Source organism: Polaribacter sp. Hel1_33_96 (assembly GCF_002846595.1).
GTDB lineage: Bacteria > Bacteroidota > Bacteroidia > Flavobacteriales > Flavobacteriaceae > Polaribacter.
Map to the genome: position 1 here is coordinate 2,472,502 of NZ_PJMV01000001.1, position 18,176 is coordinate 2,490,677.

Consider the following 18,176-nt stretch of genomic DNA (forward strand, 5'->3'; position numbering starts at 1 on the left):
AGCTATTGGCCTGTGTTAAAGTTTTAAATACAAAGTATGCCAAAAGGGGAATACTATTTCAGTGTAAGAAAGAGAAATTATATACACTAATATCAGTGAATTAAAGAAACTATATTTTACGTTCTACAACGTAGTCAATCATTTCTAACAAAGAATTTTTATAAGGTGAAGTTGGGTAGTTTTCTAGAATGGCTATAGCTCTGTCTCTGTAATCGAGCATTTTATTTGTTGTGTATTCAATACCTCCATTTTCTTTTACAAAAGCAATTACTTTTTTAACCCGTTTTTTATCTTTATTGTGTTTCTTTATAGAATTAATAATCCAATTTTTATCTTTTTTTGAACAGGTATTTAATGAATGAATTAATGGCAAGGTCATTTTTTGCTCCTTAATATCTATCCCTGTTGGTTTTCCAATTTTTTCATCAGAGTAATCAAATAAATCATCTTTAATTTGAAACGCGATTCCAATATATTCTCCAAATTTTCGCATTTGTCGAATTGTTTCTTGGTTAGCTCCTACTGAAGCTGCTCCAATTCCACAGCAAGCTGCAATTAATGTGGCAGTTTTCTGACGAATTATATCAAAGTAAATATCTTCTGTAATGTCTAATTTTCTTGCTTTTTCTATCTGCAGTAATTCACCTTCACTCATTTCACGAACAGCAATAGAAATTAATTTCAGTAAATCAAAATCTTGATTATCTATGGATAAAAGCAATCCTTTTGAAAGTAAAAAATCCCCCACTAAAACTGCAATTTTATTTTTCCATAACGCGTTTATAGAGAAAAAACCACGTCTTCTATTACTATCATCTACCACATCATCATGCACTAAAGTTGCGGTATGAATCAGTTCTACCACAGAAGCCCCTCTATAAGTTCGTTCATCAAAACCACCATCAGAAACCATTTTTGCCACCAAAAAAACAAACATTGGCCGCATTTGTTTTCCTTTTCTACGGACAATATAATAGGTAATTCTGTTTAAAAGAGGCACTTTAGAAAGCATCGAATCTTTGAACTTTTTTTCAAAAGTTTCCATTTCTGATAAAATAGGCAATTTTATTTGTTCGATAGGATTCATTAAGGATTCATTTATCAAGGCAATTTCAATTCAAAAGTAGTGAAAATAATGAGATTTTGCAGCAAAATATATAGACTGTATCACTTAAGATTTATTTGCTAATTGCCCGCAAGCAGCATCAATATCTTTACCTCTACTTCTTCTTACATTTATTGTAATATCGTGCATTTCTAAATTAGAAATATAATTATTTATGGCAGATGAACTTGCTTGTTGAAACTCCCCATCATCAATAGGATTGTATTCTATTAAATTAACTTTACACGGCACCGCTTTGCAAAATTCAACTAACGCCTTTATATCTTCCTTTCTATCGTTAATTCCGTCCCAAACAATATACTCATAGGTAATTGCACGGTTTGTCTTTTCGTACCAATATTCTAAAGATTCTCGTAAATCTTTTAACGGAAAAGTTGTATTAAACGGCATTATTGATGTTCTAACTTCATCAATAGCCGAATGTAAAGAAACAGCTAAATTAAATTTAACCTCTTCATCTGCCATCTTTTTTATCATTTTTGGCACGCCAGAAGTAGAAACTGTTATTCTTTTTGACGACATACCCAGACCTTCAGGAGATGTAATCATTTCTATAGATTTTAAAACGTTTTTATAGTTCATTAGCGGTTCTCCCATTCCCATAAAAACAATATTTGTTAGTTTGTGATTAAAATATAATCTACTTTGCCTGTCTATAACAACAACTTGATCATAAATTTCATCGGGATTTAAATTACGCATTCTTTTTAAACGGGAAGTTGCACAGAATTTGCAATCTAAACTACAACCAACTTGACTAGAAACACAAGCTGTTGTTCTTTTTTCTGTAGGTATTAAAACAGATTCAACAATTAAACCATCGTGCAATCTAATACCGTTTTTAATAGTTCCATCGTTACTTTTTTGCATAGAATCAACCTTAATATGATTGATAACAAAGTTTGATTCTAACATTTCTCTGGTTTGTTTAGAAATATTGGTCATGGCTTCAAAAGTATGCAAAGACTTGCTCCAAAGCCATTCATAAACTTGATTTCCACGAAAAGCTTTATCGCCATTTTCTGCAAAAAAATCACGCAATTGTTCTTTGGTTAAGGCTCTTATATCTTTCTTTTTTACTTCCATATTGTACAAAAATACAAAACCTCACAAGAAACTTGTGAGGTTTTAAGTTTTCAATAAAAAAATTGAATTATATTATTAACATCGCATCTCCGTAAGTAGAGAATTTATACTGCTCTTTGATTGCTACTTTATATGCTTCCATTAAAAAATCATACCCGGCAAAAGCGGCTGCCTGCATCATTAAGGTAGATTTAGGCGCATGGAAATTTGTGATCATACTATTCGCAATACTAAAGTCAAAAGGAGGAAAAATAAACTTATTTGTCCAACCTTCAAAAGCATTTAATTCCTGTTTAGATGAAACTGAAGATTCTACAGTTCTCATTACAGTTGTACCCACTGCACAAATTCTTCTTTTTGCTTTTTTGGCTTTATTAATTTTATCTGCAGTAGCAGCAGAAATCACAATTTGTTCAGAATCCATTTTGTGCTTAGATAAATCTTCTACTTCTACAGGACTAAAAGTTCCTAATCCAACGTGCAACGTCATTTCTGAAAAATCAACTCCTTTAATTTCTAAACGTTTTAGTAAGTGCTTAGAAAAATGCAAACCTGCTGATGGAGCTGCAACTGCACCTTCATGCTTTGCATATATAGTTTGGTAACGTTCTTCATCTGAAGCTTCTACTTCTCTATTAATTGCTTTTGGCAAAGGAGTTTCTCCTAATTCCAATAATTTTTCTCTAAAAGCTTCGTAACTCCCGTCATACAAAAAGCGTAAAGTTCTTCCCCTAGAAGTTGTATTATCTATAACTTCTGCAACTAAACTATCGTCTTCTCCAAAAAATAATTTATTTCCAATTCTAATTTTTCTTGCAGGATCTACTAAAACATCCCAAAGTCTATTCTCAGCATTTAATTCTCTTAATAAGAAAACTTCGATTCTAGCACCTGTTTTTTCTTTATTTCCGAACATTCTCGCAGGAAAAACCTTGGTGTTGTTTAACATCATAACATCACCTTCCTCAAAGTAATTTATAACATCTTTAAACGTTTTATGTTCTATGGTTTGCTCTTTTCTATTTAAAACCATTAAACGAGATTCATCTCTATGTTCCGCAGGATAAATTGCTAACAATTCTTCTGGCAATTCAAATTCAAAGTGTGATAATTTCATATGTCTATTTTGCTGTAAAGGAGGCAAATATACGACATCGAAATAGGCGTTGTCAAGTGTTTGACCGTTTATATTTAAAGTTCGTTAATTACAATGCCTATTTGCTGCATGTCCTCCCAAAATTTTTGATATGATTTTGTGACAACTTCAGCATTTAATATTTTAATTGGAACTAACAAAGCTAAGGGTGCAAACGCCATTGCCATTCTATGATCACTGTACGTTTTTATGGCAATATTCTTCTTGATTTCTGATGATTTCTCTAAATGTAAACTTTTATCTGTCACAGAAATTAAAGCACCTAATTTAGATAATTCATCGTGTAAAGCTTCTAATCTATCTGTTTCCTTAATTTTTAAGGTATGTAAACCCGATAAATTACACGCAATTTTTTCAGCAAAACAAGTAACTGCAATCGTTTGTGCAATATCCGGAGCATTTTTTAAATCAATCTCTAAGATCTCCTTATTGCTTACTTTTATCTTTTTTAAAATGATACTATGTTCATCAAAAACAGTTTCTACTCCAAAATGTTGGTAAATTTCTGCCAAACAAGAATCTCCTTGTAAACTTTCTTTTTTATACGCTGATAAAGTAATTTCTGAACCAATTTTCGACAAGGCGACTATTGAATAAAAATAACTTGCAGAAGACCAATCTGATTCGACAACAATGGTTTGTTTTTGGATTTCTGTCTTTGAAAAAACCTTGATGAAATTACCTTCAAATTTGTTTTCAATTCCAAGTTGGGTCAGCAAACTTAAAGTCATTTTAATATAAGGAACAGAGGTGATTTTCCCAATCAATTCAATTTCTAAACCATTCTCTAATTTTGAAGCGATTAATAGCAGTGAAGAAATATACTGACTGCTTACATTTCCATTTATTTGAACTTTATCTTTTGTTATTTTTGTTCCTTTAATTCTTATCGGTGGATACCCAACTTTCTCCAAATAATCAATACTTGCACCCAAATTATTTAATGCATTTACTAAAATTTCGATCGGTCTGTTTTGCATTCTTTGAGAACCAGTTAAAACAGTATCTCTGCCATCATTAACGGCAAAATACGATGTTAAAAAACGCATTGCAGTTCCTGCATGACCAATATCTACCCTCTCATCTTCGGTAGAAAGTGCATGTTGCATGTGCACGGAATCATCAGAGTCTGATAAATTTTGAATTAAAATTTCTGGAAATAATTTTTGTAGAATTAAGAGTCTATTAGATTCACTTTTAGAACCAGAAATGGTAATTTTCTCTTTTATCTTTTTATTCTCTAGATGATTTAACAGTATATCCATTCCAAAAATGATTTTAATTCTTATTTTTAACATTCAAACTTACAACTACCATCATGAAAAAAATCTATTTTCTAGTAATTTGCTTGTTTATATCAGCAAATGTCAAAGTTAATGCACAAAAAAAATCTACCAAAGTTTCTGACGAATATTTTAGCGCCGTAAAATGGCGAAATATTGGACCTTTTAGAGGAGGTAGAAGTGCCGCAGTTACAGGTGTTTCTGGCAAAGCAAATCTTTTTTATATGGGTTCTACTGGAGGTGGCGTATGGAAAACTACAGATGCCGGTAACACATGGCAAAATATTTCTGACGGATTTTTCGGTGGTTCTGTTGGCGCAATTGCTGTTTCAGAATCTGATAATAATGTGATGTATGCCGGAATGGGAGAAAAAACAGTTCGTGGAAATGTTTCTTCTGGCGATGGAATTTGGAAAACCGAAAATGCTGGAAAAACATGGAAGCATGTGGGCTTAAAAAACTCAAGACACATTCCTAGAATGAGAATTCACCCTAAAAATGCTGATATTGTTTTTGCAGGCGTTATGGGCGATTTATATAAACCGACCCAAGAAAGAGGTGTTTATAAATCTGCTGATGGTGGCGAAAACTGGAAACGCGTATTATTTTCTGATGAAAATTCTGGGGTTGTTGATTTAATCATTGACCCAAATAATGCAAGAATTTTATATGCAACAACTTGGGATGTTCGCAGAACTCCTTACAGTTTGTCTTCTGGCGGAAAAGGTTCTGCTTTATGGAAAAGTGTAGATCAAGGTGAAACTTGGACTAACATTTCAACAAATAAAGGGTTACCATCTGGAATTTGGGGAATTGCTGGAGTTACAGTTTCACCAATAAACTCTGATATTGTTTGGGCTTTAATTGAGAATGAAAAAGGTGGAATTTATAAATCTACGGATGCAGGAAAGACTTTTAAACTCATAAACTCTGAACGTAAATTGCGTCAAAGAGCTTGGTATTATACCCGTATTTATGCAGATACACAAGATGAAAATATTTTGTACGTATTAAATGTTCGTTACCATAAATCAACAGATGGTGGGAAAACTTACAAAACGTATAATGCACCACATGGAGATCATCATGATTTATGGATTGCACCCGAAGACAACCAAAGAATGATTATTGGCGATGACGGTGGTGCACAAATTTCTTTTGATGCTGGCGATAACTGGAGCACGTATATGAATCAGCCTACTTCGCAATTTTATAGAGTTACCACAGACAATTATTTTCCATATCGAATTTTGGCAGCGCAACAAGATAATTCTACAGTAAGAATTTCACATAGAACTTCAGGAAGATTTATAACCGAATCTGATTGGACCTCAACTGCTGGTGGAGAAAGTGCACATATTGCCGTAGACCCTTTAAATGATGATATTGTTTATGGAGGAAGTTATGGTGGTTTATTAACTAGAAAAAATCATAAAACAAATGAAACTCGCGCTATAAATGTCTGGCCAGATGACCCAATGGGTCACGGTGCTGAAGATTTTAAATATCGTTTTCAATGGAACTTTCCAATTTTCTTTTCACCCAATAATGAAAAAAAATTATATGCTGCTTCTAATCATTTACATGTTACAGAAAATGAAGGGCAATCTTGGAAAATCATTAGTCCTGATTTAACTAGAAATGATCCTAAAACTTTGAAATCTTCCGGCGGACCAATTACACAAGATAATACAGGTGTAGAATATTATGGAACTATTTTCGCAGCGACAGAATCTACTTTTGAACCTGGTTTAATTTGGACAGGTTCTGACGATGGTTTAGTGCATATTTCTAAAAATAATGGTGAAACTTGGAACAATGTAACTCCTAAAAAGATGCCAGAATGGATGATGATCAATTGTATTGAGATTGATCCGTTTACAAAAGGTGGCGCTTATATCGTAGGTACAAAATATAAATCTGGAGATTACAAGCCTTACATCTACAAAACAGAAAATTATGGAAAATCTTGGAAATTAATTGTGGAGGGAATTTCTGATGAAGATTTTACAAGAGCTCTAAGAGCAGATCCAAAAAGAAAAGGGTTGTTATATGCCGGAACAGAAAGAGGAATGTATATTTCTTTTGATGATGGTAAAAACTGGCAATCTTTCAAACAAAATCTACCTATTGTTCCCATTACTGATTTAACGATTAAAGACGATAATTTAATAGCTGCAACCCAAGGGCGTTCTCTTTGGATTATTGACGATTTAACGCCTTTACATCAATTAAACGAATCTACCTTAAAGAAAGAGATCGTTTTATACAAACCTAAAAATGCTTATAATTTATCTGGCGGAAATGGACGAACTTCTAGAACTGCTGGTACAAATCATTCAGGTGGCGTTTCTGTAAATTATTATATTAAAAAAGTGGCTGAAAAAGATGTGGTTTCAATTTCCTTTTTTGACTCAAATGACCATCTTATTAAAAAATATACGACTAAACCGGATAAAGAAAAAAAGGAGGAAAAACTAAAAGTGGCCGATGGAAACAATATTTTTAATTGGAACATGATGCATTCTGGAGCAGAATCTGTAAAAGGCATGATATTATGGTGGGCTTCTTTAAGTGGACCAATGGCCTTGCCAGGCAACTATAAAGTGGAGTTGGCGGTCAATGAAACAAAACAAACACAACGTTTTAATATCATAAGAAACCCAGCTTCTGAAGCTACAGAAAGAGATATGAAAACTCAGTTTGATTTTATAAACGAGATCAATACAAAAATGACAGAGATTCATAAAGCTTTAAAAAATGTACAAAAAGTAAGAGGTCAAGTTGGTCTTTTAAAGAAGTCCATCAAAGATAAAGAAACGCACAAAGCGTTATTAGAATACGCAGATACACTCGTAAAAGATATGACAACAATTGAGGAAACCTTGTATCAAACAAAATCTAAAAGTGGTCAGGATCCTTTAAATTTTCCTATTAGATTGAATAATAAATTAGCGCATCTAAATTCGTTGACAAGAATTGGAAACTACGCTCCTACGCAACAAGCATTTGATTTTAAAAATGATATTGTAAAGGATATAGATATTGAATTGAAAAAATTGTATTCGTTATTTGATGCTAGATTAAAAGAATTGAATCAGAAAGTAAAAGAAAGTAATATCGATTTAATTCAGTTGGATTAATTTCCATAAAACAGTATGTAAAAAAAGCGACTTAAGAGTCGCTTTTTTTTTATTTCATGTTCTTATTGGTAATATATAGCCCATAAAAAACGGTAATAAATATTTTTATACCCCAAAAGTTCTTCCATTTTCCATCATTAAAATTTGTTTCTGCCACTGCAGTAAAATCACCAGCAAAAATTTCTCTCCAACTATTCATAAATAATGAAAATAAAGTAACTATGATAAAAAAGGGAACGACAACTCTAACAAAGTTAGACCAAAAAACTGGATTTTTAATTTTCTCTATAAAACTCATTATTTTAATTTTTTATTATTGTGATGACGATCGTGATCGCGTTTTGTTTTAACATCTAATTTCTTTTCAAAAGCATCTTGTAAATCAATGCCTGTTTGGTTTGCCAAACACAAAACTACAAATAGTACATCTGCTAACTCTTCCCCTAAATCTTTATTTTTATCAGATTCTTTTTCACTTTGCTCTCCATAACGTCTTGCGATAATTCTAGCAACTTCACCAACTTCTTCGGTTAACTGCGCCATGTTTGTAAGCTCATTAAAGTAACGAACTCCATGATTTTTAATCCAATCGTCTACTTGTTGCTGTGCGTTTTCTATGTTCATATTTCATTTATTAAAAAATCAAAGATAAAGTTTCGTATGCAATCTGTTTATCAAAAATTCATTACCACACCAAAAGTTTGTGGTGTAACTTTTAAATCCCAAACTACTTTTTGTTCTTTTTTTATAGGGTTGTATTTTTGATCGTACTTATTATCCAAAAATCTATCAACAGCTTCAACGATAAAAATACTTAACGCAGTAGAAAAGGCAACATCAGAAAACCAATGAAAACGATCAATAATTCTACTTAATCCAGGTATAGAACCTATTGTATATAGACCCGCTTTTACCCATGGACTTTTAAATTGTTTCGCAATTGCATACGCATTTGTAAAGCCAAGCATTACATGACCAGAAGGAAAAGAGTCGTAATCATAAACTCTATCGAAATGCAAAGGATCAAAAACATCTTTACCAACGTTAGCTTTAGGTCTAGCTCTACCAATAATTCTTTTTGTTATTTGTTGCATCAACCCAGCCGCAGAAGCTGAGGAGATTAACAAAACTCCAGTTCTTCTTAATTTTGGATTTTCAGTAAACAAACCTGCTAAATAGACTGCTCCTGTTAACATGAAGTTATTATTTGGACTCCCAACATCGTTTCCATAGTTTACCAACCAACGTGGCACATCACCTCTCCAACCATCTGCCCACCTATCAACATTATCATCTATAAAATATAGTGACGTTGTACCCGCAGCAATATATCCAAAATGAGTAAATTGTTTCTTTTTCCAGTATAAAGGTCTGCTGTAAGCATACCCCATTCCGCCAGCCATATTACCTAAATCATAGGTAAAATTTTGCCATAAATTTTTATTTGTATTTAAATTTAGAGAAATTTTTTGAATTTGGCTAAACGTTTTCCCAAAACAACTTAACAAAAAAAGTAATAATAATATTTTTTTCATAATTAGAAATAATATGTAGTAAAGATAAAGTTTATTGACTTCATTCTCTGATTCTAATATTAGAAGTTAATTTAAAAAAAGGAAACCAATTATGTTACAAATCGGTCAAAAGATTAACCCAAAAACTCAGCAACTTCTCTATAAAAATCTTTCGGATTCTCGGCATGCAACCAATGGCCAGCATTTGCAATTTTTATAATTTTTGAGTTTGGAAAATGAGCTTCTATAATGGGCCTTTCATTTTCAGTAATATAGTCTGATTTTTCTCCTTTTAAAAATAACGTATCCTTTTCAAAAACTGCAAAAGAAGTTAAGGGTGCACCAACTTCTGGATTATTTTCTGTTAAAGATTGTAGATTGAATCTATATCCTAATTGTCCTTTTTCTTTCCAATAAATATTCTTCATCAAAAACTGTCTAACTCCAAAATCAGGAATATATTTTGATAATTTTTCATCGACCAAATTTCTAGAATTTTGTAAAGAAAAATCAATCGAATTTAGACCTGCTAAAATTGCATTATGATGAGGTTTATAGTTTCTTGGAGAAATATCTACAATTACCAATTTATTCAATAACTCTGGATATGTAACAGCAAACAGCATCGCCGTTTTACCCCCCATAGAATGACCAATTAAATTCACTTTTTCTAATTGATGATGCAGTAAATAGTTGTGTAAATCATCCACTAATAATTTATAAGAAAATTCATCTGCATGAAAACTTCGTCCATGATTTCTTTGATCTATTAGATGAACTTGATACTTTTTAGCAAATTGATTTCCTAATGACTTCCAATTATCACCCATTCCAAAATAACCATGTAAAATTAGTAATGGCTCCCCTTCTCCTTTTATCGTTGCGTGAAGTATTGGATTTTTAGACATTTAAATTTCTGATTTTTTTAGAGTACTCATTCGCTTCAAAAGCTAGATTAGAAATGATCAATTTTAAGGGTCTTACTTTGTACTTTGCAACCTATGCAAATACATGCTCACCACATTTTCTAAACCTAAATACAAACTTTCGGTAATAAGTGCATGCCCGATAGAAACTTCAGCTAAATTAGGAATGTTCTCTTTAAAAAATTGGATGTTTTCTAAACTTAAATCATGACCAGCATTAATTCCTAATCCTAATTTATGTGCTAAGATTGCAGCTTCTGTATATGGTTTTATAGCTCTTTTATTTCCTAAATCAAATTGAGTTGCAAATTCTTCAGTATACAATTCTATTCTATCTGTACCTGTTTTTGCAGCAGCTTCAATCAACTTTAAATCAGTATCAATAAAAATTGAAGTTCTAATGCCATTTTTTTTAAATTCCGAAATAACTTCTTTTAAAAAGGATTGATGTTTAATGGTGTCCCATCCTGCATTTGATGTGATTGCATTTAATTCATCTGGCACTAGAGTAACTTGCGTTGGTTTTACTTCTAAAACCAAATCCATAAAAGATGTAATAGGGTTTCCTTCTATATTGTATTCTGTGGTAACAATAGTTTTTAAATCCCTTGCATCTTGATACCTTATATGTCTTTCATCTGGTCTTGGATGAATGGTAATCCCTTCTGCCCCAAAGGCTTCAATATCAGCAGCAACTTTCAATAAATTAGGCACATTACCACCTCGAGAATTACGTAAAGTTGCAATTTTATTAATATTTACGCTTAACTTTGTCATTGTATAAAATTAGGTTGCAAATGTAACTCATTAAATCATTTTATCCTATATTCGTAAAGAATGAACATGAATGATTACATATTAAAAGATATTAAGCCACTTCGCTTACAAGACAATGTAAAAAGTGCGCAAAAGCTATTCAAAAACTATCCAATAACACATTTTCCATTAGTAGAAAAAGGCAGATTATTAGGCTCTTTTTCAGAAGACGACATGCACACTATTGAAAATAAAGAGGCTGTTTTAGAGCGCTATACTCATTTAGTGAATTATTTTTTTTCTGATGAAAAAGCAACAGTCTTAGAGTTGTTAAAAACTTTCTCTGAGAATGACACAAACATAATTCCTGTTGTAAATACTGATAAACATTACATAGGTTATTATGACTTACGCGACGTTTTAGATGCTTTTTCCACGAGTCCTTTTATGCTTGAAGAAAGTGAAACCGTAATCGTAGAAAAATTAGAAAATGACTATTCTATGAGTGAGGCAAGTCAAATTGCAGAAGCCAATGGGGGCAAATTACTAGGAATTTATATTTCTGAAAAACACAACAATTTTGTGCAAGTTACCCTAAAGATCATCACCGAGGATATAAATGAAATTACACAAGCTTTCAGAAGGTATAATTATAAAATCATCTCTTCACATGAAAATGATAAGTATTTAGAGGATTTAAAATATAGATCTGAATATTTACAAAAATATCTAGAGATGTAGCCATCAAAGATGGTTTTATAGAAAATTAAGTTTTTGTGTGTGTTCTAAGATAATGAATTAAAAAAATGAAGAAAGTAGCAATTTACGGTCAGTCTTATTCAATTTCTGCGGAAAAAGAAATTCAAGTTTTATTGAGTGTCCTCCAAGAAAATAAAATTATCTGTTTTATAGAAAAACATTTTTATGACTTATTGAATGAAGGAAATATTTTAGAAAAAAAATATCCAACTTTTTCTCATTTCTCTGATTTAGATACTTCTTTTGACGCCTTATTTACTTTGGGAGGAGATGGTACTATCTTAAGAGCTGTTACCTATATAAGAGATTTAGGAGTCCCTATTTTGGGGATTAATACCGGGAGATTGGGATTTTTAGCAACCATCAACAAAAAAAACATTAAAGATAGTGTTGAACTCATTTTAAAAGGGAAATACACAATTCAGGAAAGAACACTATTATCAATAAAAACATCACCAAAAACTGATGAATTCTCAGAACTTAACTTTGCTTTAAATGAAGTTACCATCGCCCGAAAAAACACTACTTCTATGATAGGTGTTAGAACTAGTTTAAATAATGAGTATTTAACTAACTATTGGGCAGATGGTTTAATAATTGCAACACCTACAGGCTCTACAGGTTATTCTTTAAGCTGCAATGGACCCGTAATTTCGCCAGATTCTAAAAACCTAGTAATTACTCCTATTGCACCTCATAATTTAAGCGCAAGATCGATGGTTATTTCAGATGAAACTAACATCGCGTTAACTATAGATTCAAGAGAAAAAGATTTTTTAATTTCTTTAGATTCAAGAATTACTTCTGTTCCAAAAAACACTGAAGTTTTTATAGAAAAAGCGTCATTTACGATTAAAAGTATCATCCCAAATAATCAATCTTTTTTACAAACTTTACGAAGTAAGTTATTGTGGGGAGAAGATACTAGAAACGAGACAAACCTTTAACAATATTTTTACAATAAATGACTAAAATAGTAGTTATTCAAAAAAGACTGAATATTAACTTTACAAAGCAAATTGAAATACCTATATTTGCACGCTATTTTTAGGATGAAAAAAAGTATATTATTAATTATTTTTACAGGCATTTCTGGTGTTTTATTAGGGCAAATGTATGAAGTGGGAATATCTATTGGAGGCTCTAATTACGTTGGAGATATAGGAAGAACCAACTATATATACCCCAACAAAATTGCAGGTGCAGCTTTTTTTAAATATAATTTAAATCCTAGAATGGCACTAAGAGCAACTTATAGTTATTTGCCTATTGAAGCAAGTGATTTAGATGCAGACACAGATCTTAGAAGATATAGAGGGTTGAATTTTTCTAATACAATAAACGAATTGGCAGTAGGTTTGGAATATAATTTTTATGAGTACGATATATCATCTGATGATAAAACGTGGACTCCATATATTTTATTAGAATTAGCCAGTTTTAATTACAAATATGTGGTTTCTGAGCCGCAACCCAATCAATATCAATACAATTCTAAAAACTCACTTGCAATTCCTTTTGGCGTTGGATTTAAATCAAAATTAGCAGGTCCTTTAGCGTTTTCTTTAGAAGCAAAATTCAGATATACTTTTGAAGATGATTTAGATTATAATACGGATAAAGTTGCCAAACTTAATTTTGGAGGTACAAGTAATGATTGGTACATGTTTACAGGTTTTTCTTTAATTTACACTTTTGGAAGACCCGCTTGCTACAGAAAAGGATTATAACATGGATAAAAAACTACGCATCGATTTACAGAAAGTTCCAAAACACGTTGCCATTATTATGGATGGTAATGGTAGATGGGCAAAAGGTAAAGGAATGAGTAGGATTTTTGGCCATAGAAATGCATTAACAGCAGTTAGAGAATCTGTAAAAGCAGCATCTCAAATAAATGTAGAAGCTATTACTTTATATGCTTTTTCTACAGAAAACTGGAACAGGCCTAAGTTAGAAGTAGATGCTTTAATGAGTCTATTAATAAACTCACTCAAAAAAGAACTTCCTGACTTTCAAAAGAATGGCGTAAAAGTAAACGCTATTGGAGACGTAGAAAGTCTGCCGAAAAACGCACAAAAAGTATTAACGGATGTTATTTTTCAGACAAGAACTAACACTGAAATCACTTTAACTTTTGCTTTAAGTTATGGTTCTAGAGAAGAAATTGTTAATGCAATCAAAAACATATCTAAAAAAGTTGTTAATAAAGAGCTTGATTTAGAAAAAATTGATGAAAATACTATAAATAACCATTTATATACGTTTAATTTGCCCAACGTTGATTTAATTATAAGAACTAGTGGAGAACAACGCATTAGTAATTTCTTATTATGGCAAATGGCGTATGCCGAGTTATATTTTACAGATATTCTTTGGCCAGATTTTAGACAAGAACATTTCTATGATGCAATCATAGATTACCAGAATAGAGAAAGACGATTTGGAAAAACAAGCGAACAACTTACAGAATAAAATTTCTATGAAATTTCTTTCTACAACTTTAGTGCTTTTTGCACTTTTTTTTAATTTTAGCACGATAGCTCAAATAAAAAAAGACACTATTACCACCAACAAAAATACTTCCTTCGAAAAAGGAAAAGAATATATTTTGGGTGGAATTTCTGTTACTGGTTTAAAAAAATTTAGCGAAGAAACTGTAAAAATTTTTACTGGTTTAAGAAATGGACAAGCTATAAAACTACCTGGAGACAAGCTTACAAGTGCTATAAAAAAATTATATGAAAGCAAGCAATTTAGTAATGTAGATGTATACCTAGCAAAAGTAGATAGCAACACCGTTTACCTACAATTTGATGTGCAAGAATTACCACAATTAAATCAAGTAAAAATTACTGGTGTTAAAAAATCTAAAGCAAAAGAACTTGTTAAAGAGGCTGAATTAAATTCTGGGGCAATGCTTACCGATAATTTAATTGTAACCACAAAAAATTATATTACAAAGAAATACACAGACAAAGGATATCTGAAAACAAAAGTAAACCTAGTTGTAAAAAAAGACACTGCAGACCTAAATACGGTGAATATAAATGTCTTTGTAGATAAAGGTGTTCGAATAAAAATTAAAGAAATTGTTTTTACTGGAAATAAAAAATTTACAGATAAAAAGCTGAAAAAGGCAATGTCTAACACCAAAAGTAAGTTTGTTGGTCGTTTCTGGAAAGCATCAAAATATATAGAAGAAGATTATCAAGAAGATTTAGAAAATATTTTAGATAAATACAGCCGATTAGGCTTTAGAGATGCTCGTATTTTAAGTGATAAAATTTCTTGGAATGACGACAATACAATTAATCTAAATATAACATTAGAAGAAGGAAAACAGTACAAATTTGCTGATATTTTATTTGTTGGAAATAAAGAATACACCGATGATGAATTAAGAGCAGTGTTAAGAATTGATAAAGGTGATGTTTATAACGGCGCTGTGCTTAAAGAGCGCGTAAAAGGTGATGGATCTCCTAATTCTGAAGATATTTCTACCTTATACCAAGATAATGGTTTCTTATTCTCTCAAGTAAATGCTATTGAAACAAGGGTGAAAAATGACTCTATTACCGTTGAAATTAGAATTAGAGAAGATGAAAAAGCACGTATTAAAAAAGTTACAGTAACGGGTAATGATAAAACAAATGACCATGTTATTTTTAGAGAATTACGTGTTAAACCGGGAGATTTATTTAGTAGAAGTGCTATTATTAGGTCTATTAGAGAAATAGGTCAATTGGGTTTCTTTGATCAAAATGTATCACCAGATGTTGTGCCAAATTATCAAAATAAAACAGCTGATATAGACTTTACAGTAGTAGAAAAAGGTGGAAGTCAGATAGAACTGCAAGGGGGTTATGGAGGTGGTTCTTTTATAGGTACTCTTGGTTTATCTTTTAATAATTTCTCTATTCGAAATTTATTCAATAAAGAATCGTACAATCCTTTACCAATGGGAGATGGTCAAAAACTATCTTTACGTCTACAAACGAGTAGAACATTTAATACTTATAGTTTTTCATTTACAGAACCTTGGTTGGGAGGCAGAAAACCACAATCTTTATCGTTTTCTATTTACTCATCAAATCAGTATCAATTTAACTTTCAAACAGGAGATGTAGATAGAAATCAAAGTTTAGGTATTATTGGTGCCTCTTTAGGTTTAGGTCAACGTTTAAAATGGCCAGATGATTTCTTTCAATTATCGCAAACTATTTCTTATCAAAGTTTTAATTTAAATAACTATGGATTTAGAGTTGGTAGTGATATTTTAAATAATGGAACTTTAAATAACTTGTCGTATAACGCAGTTATTAGCAGAAACTCTGCAGGACCAAGTTTAATTTTTCCTACTTATGGTTCTGAATTTTCTCTTGCCGTAAAAGCAACTTTGCCTTACTCTCTATTCAGTGATAAAGATTACGCAAATTTAGACACTCAAGAAAAATACAAATGGTTAGAATACTATAAAATAACAGCAAAAGGTAAATGGTATACTTCATTTACAGATAAATTAGTATTGATGACCAACGCAGAAATGGGTTATTTAGGATTTTATAATTCAGAATTAGGTCAAAATCCATTTGAAAGATATTTTGTTGGAGGAGATGGAATTGCACAATTTCAGTTAGATGGTAGAGAAACAGTTGGATTAAGAGGATATGAAAATAATAGATTATCATCTGCTGAAGGAGGAACAATTTTTAATAAGTTTCAAATGGAATTAAGATTTTCTATAACAGATTCTCCTTCTGCCTCTATATATACACTAGGATTTTTAGAAGCGGGTAATTCTTATGACAATTTTGAAACATTTAATCCGTTTGAATTAAAACGTTCAGCAGGATTAGGTGTAAGAATTTTTATGCCGGCCTTTGGTTTATTAGGTATAGACTTTGCACATGGCTTTGACCCTTTACCTGGATTAAGGGAAAAATCTGGCTGGCAAACACATTTTATTATTGGAAGACAATTCTAGAAAAACTGTACATTTGTAATGTCAATGGGTTTTTTTGGCACGGTTTTTTCTAAATACATTATACAAATGAAAAAAATATTTTTATTAGTTTTTCTGTTATTTACAGCCACAAACTTTTGGTCCCAAAGAAATCAAATTATTGCATATATAGATATGGAGTACATTCTAGAAAATGTTCCAGAATATATGCAAGCGCAAAATACATTAGATGCTAAAATTGGAAAATGGAGAAAAAAATTAGACAAGCAAGCACGTCATATAGAAGTGCTAAAATCTGACTTAGCGAACGAAAAAGTAATTTTAACGAAAGATTTAATCGAAGAAAAAGAAGAGGAAATTACTTTAAAACAATTTGAATTAAGACGTTTAGAATCTTTATACTTTGGTCCTAAAGGAGATATGTTTTTGGTAAGAAAACAATTGGTAAAGCCTATTCAAGATCAAGTTTTTAATGCGATACAAGGGATTGCAAAAAGAAAGAAGTACGATTTTGTATTTGAAAAATCTAGTGATTTGATTATGTTGTATTCAAATAAAAAATACGATATTAGCGAACTTGTTTTATCTACAATAGATAGAACAAGATTAGCAAGCGAAAAAAAGGAGCAAAAAAGAAAAAAAGCGAATGCTCCTGGCAAAGAGTTAACGGAAGCACAAAAAGAAGTTATTGCTAAAAAAACTGCAGATAAAGAATTAAAGCTAGCAGAAGCGAAGAATAAAAAAGTGCAGGCAGTTGCTAAAAAAGTAGCAGATAAAGAAGCGAAGAAAAAAGCAATTGCAGAAAAAAGAGCCGCTCTTATTAAAAAACGAGAAGAACAAAGAAAAGTTTTAAGAGAAAAGAAAGAAGCCCTCAGAAAGAAAAAAGAGGAAGAACGAAAGAAGAAAGAAAATAATTAAATAAAGTCAAGAATAATAATTAAATTAAAACAAGAATGAAAAATTTAAAAACGTTACTATTAATTGCTGTGTTTACTTTAGGAGTAGGTGGTGTTGCGAATGCACAAAAGACGGGTCATATAGACTTTGAAAAGTTAGTAGCTGAAATGCCTCAAACAAAACAGTTGAAATTAGATATTGAAAAGTTAAGTAAAACTTATCAAGATGAGATTGAGGGAATGGCGCAGAAATTAGACAGTAAAATGAAAAAGTATACTGCAGAACAAAATGCACAGACAAGAGAAATAAACGAGTCTAGAGCTCAAGAAGTACAACAAGAGAGAGCTAGATACGAACAATTAAGACAAACTGCGTTACAAGAAATGCAGAAAAAACAGGCAGAAGGCTTAAACCCAATTATAGAAAAAGCGCAGAAAGCTATTGAAGAAGTAGCAGCTTCTAAAGGTATTTTATACATTTTAGACGCTTCTGTCGGTAAAGGCTTACTAGTTAAAAAAGGTGAAGATATTTTTGCAGCTGTAAAAACGAAATTAGGCTTCTAAA

17 protein-coding genes are annotated in these 18,176 nt (G+C 31.4%); 8 read left to right on the forward strand and 9 right to left on the reverse strand.

Annotated elements, in window-relative coordinates:
• Positions 1-109: 109 nt before the first annotated feature.
• From ATE90_RS10710 to ATE90_RS10725, 4 genes are all read right to left on the reverse strand, one after another.
• Complete coding sequence (locus ATE90_RS10710; protein WP_036783946.1) at positions 110-1,087, reverse strand: polyprenyl synthetase family protein; 978 nt, start codon at positions 1,085-1,087, stop codon at positions 110-112.
• Between the two features lie 84 nt (positions 1,088-1,171).
• Positions 1,172-2,212 carry a 23S rRNA (adenine(2503)-C(2))-methyltransferase RlmN gene (gene rlmN / locus ATE90_RS10715; protein WP_036783948.1) on the reverse strand — a complete coding sequence of 347 codons (1,041 nt, stop codon included), beginning with the start codon at positions 2,210-2,212 and terminating at the stop codon, positions 1,172-1,174.
• Between the two features lie 67 nt (positions 2,213-2,279).
• Entirely contained in the window at positions 2,280-3,329 is a 1,050-nt protein-coding gene (gene queA, locus ATE90_RS10720) for a tRNA preQ1(34) S-adenosylmethionine ribosyltransferase-isomerase QueA (protein ID WP_036783950.1), read from the reverse strand.
• 74 nt (positions 3,330-3,403) lie between these two features.
• On the reverse strand, positions 3,404-4,633 hold the full coding sequence (locus ATE90_RS10725) for a 3-phosphoshikimate 1-carboxyvinyltransferase (protein WP_036788052.1): 1,230 nt from the start codon (positions 4,631-4,633) through the stop codon (positions 3,404-3,406).
• 53 nt (positions 4,634-4,686) lie between these two features.
• On the opposite strand from ATE90_RS10725, the gene ATE90_RS10730 reads away from it, so the two are divergent.
• On the forward strand, positions 4,687-7,794 hold the full coding sequence (locus ATE90_RS10730) for a WD40/YVTN/BNR-like repeat-containing protein (RefSeq protein WP_101451384.1): 3,108 nt from the start codon (positions 4,687-4,689) through the stop codon (positions 7,792-7,794).
• Positions 7,795-7,843: 49 nt separating this feature from the next.
• Here the strand turns inward: ATE90_RS10730 and ATE90_RS10735 are convergent, their stop codons facing one another.
• The 5 genes from ATE90_RS10735 to ATE90_RS10755 all read right to left on the reverse strand — a co-directional run bounded on the left by ATE90_RS10735 (position 7,844) and on the right by ATE90_RS10755 (position 11,011).
• On the reverse strand, positions 7,844-8,092 hold the full coding sequence (locus ATE90_RS10735; RefSeq protein ID WP_036783954.1) for a hypothetical protein: 249 nt from the start codon (positions 8,090-8,092) through the stop codon (positions 7,844-7,846).
• Complete coding sequence (locus tag ATE90_RS10740) at positions 8,092-8,418, reverse strand: nucleotide pyrophosphohydrolase (protein WP_036783956.1); 327 nt, start codon at positions 8,416-8,418, stop codon at positions 8,092-8,094. The genes ATE90_RS10735 and ATE90_RS10740 overlap by 1 nt, the downstream gene beginning before the upstream one ends.
• Positions 8,419-8,468: 50 nt before the next feature.
• Positions 8,469-9,329 (reverse strand): phosphatase PAP2 family protein, encoded by an 861-nt coding sequence (locus ATE90_RS10745; RefSeq protein ID WP_036783958.1) that lies wholly within the window; start codon positions 9,327-9,329, stop codon positions 8,469-8,471.
• 113 nt (positions 9,330-9,442) lie between these two features.
• Entirely contained in the window at positions 9,443-10,216 is a 774-nt protein-coding gene (locus ATE90_RS10750) for an alpha/beta fold hydrolase (RefSeq protein WP_101451385.1), read from the reverse strand.
• A 72-nt stretch (positions 10,217-10,288) separates the two neighbouring features.
• Complete coding sequence (locus ATE90_RS10755) at positions 10,289-11,011, reverse strand: pyridoxine 5'-phosphate synthase (RefSeq protein WP_036783963.1); 723 nt, start codon at positions 11,009-11,011, stop codon at positions 10,289-10,291.
• Positions 11,012-11,077: 66 nt separating this feature from the next.
• Between ATE90_RS10755 and ATE90_RS10760 the strand changes: the two genes are divergently transcribed.
• The 7 genes from ATE90_RS10760 to ATE90_RS10790 all read left to right on the forward strand — a co-directional run bounded on the left by ATE90_RS10760 (position 11,078) and on the right by ATE90_RS10790 (position 18,175).
• On the forward strand, positions 11,078-11,731 hold the full coding sequence (locus tag ATE90_RS10760) for a CBS domain-containing protein (protein WP_254712315.1): 654 nt from the start codon (positions 11,078-11,080) through the stop codon (positions 11,729-11,731).
• Positions 11,732-11,796: 65 nt separating this feature from the next.
• The gene (locus ATE90_RS10765) at positions 11,797-12,696 is read left to right on the forward strand and encodes an NAD kinase (protein ID WP_101451387.1); all 900 of its coding nucleotides are present in this window, start codon (positions 11,797-11,799) and stop codon (positions 12,694-12,696) included.
• A 105-nt stretch (positions 12,697-12,801) separates the two neighbouring features.
• Entirely contained in the window at positions 12,802-13,479 is a 678-nt protein-coding gene (locus tag ATE90_RS10770; RefSeq protein WP_101451388.1) for a DUF6089 family protein, read from the forward strand.
• Position 13,480: 1 nt separating this feature from the next.
• The gene (locus ATE90_RS10775) at positions 13,481-14,224 is read left to right on the forward strand and encodes an isoprenyl transferase (RefSeq protein ID WP_101451389.1); all 744 of its coding nucleotides are present in this window, start codon (positions 13,481-13,483) and stop codon (positions 14,222-14,224) included.
• 7 nt (positions 14,225-14,231) lie between these two features.
• Positions 14,232-16,736 carry an outer membrane protein assembly factor BamA gene (bamA, locus tag ATE90_RS10780; protein ID WP_052107591.1) on the forward strand — a complete coding sequence of 835 codons (2,505 nt, stop codon included), beginning with the start codon at positions 14,232-14,234 and terminating at the stop codon, positions 16,734-16,736.
• Between the two features lie 66 nt (positions 16,737-16,802).
• Positions 16,803-17,633, forward strand: coding sequence for an OmpH family outer membrane protein (locus ATE90_RS10785; protein ID WP_036788054.1), 831 nt, complete (start codon positions 16,803-16,805; stop codon positions 17,631-17,633).
• A gap of 35 nt (positions 17,634-17,668) precedes the next feature.
• The gene (locus ATE90_RS10790) at positions 17,669-18,175 is read left to right on the forward strand and encodes an OmpH family outer membrane protein (RefSeq protein ID WP_036783973.1); all 507 of its coding nucleotides are present in this window, start codon (positions 17,669-17,671) and stop codon (positions 18,173-18,175) included.
• Position 18,176 lies beyond the last annotated feature (1 nt).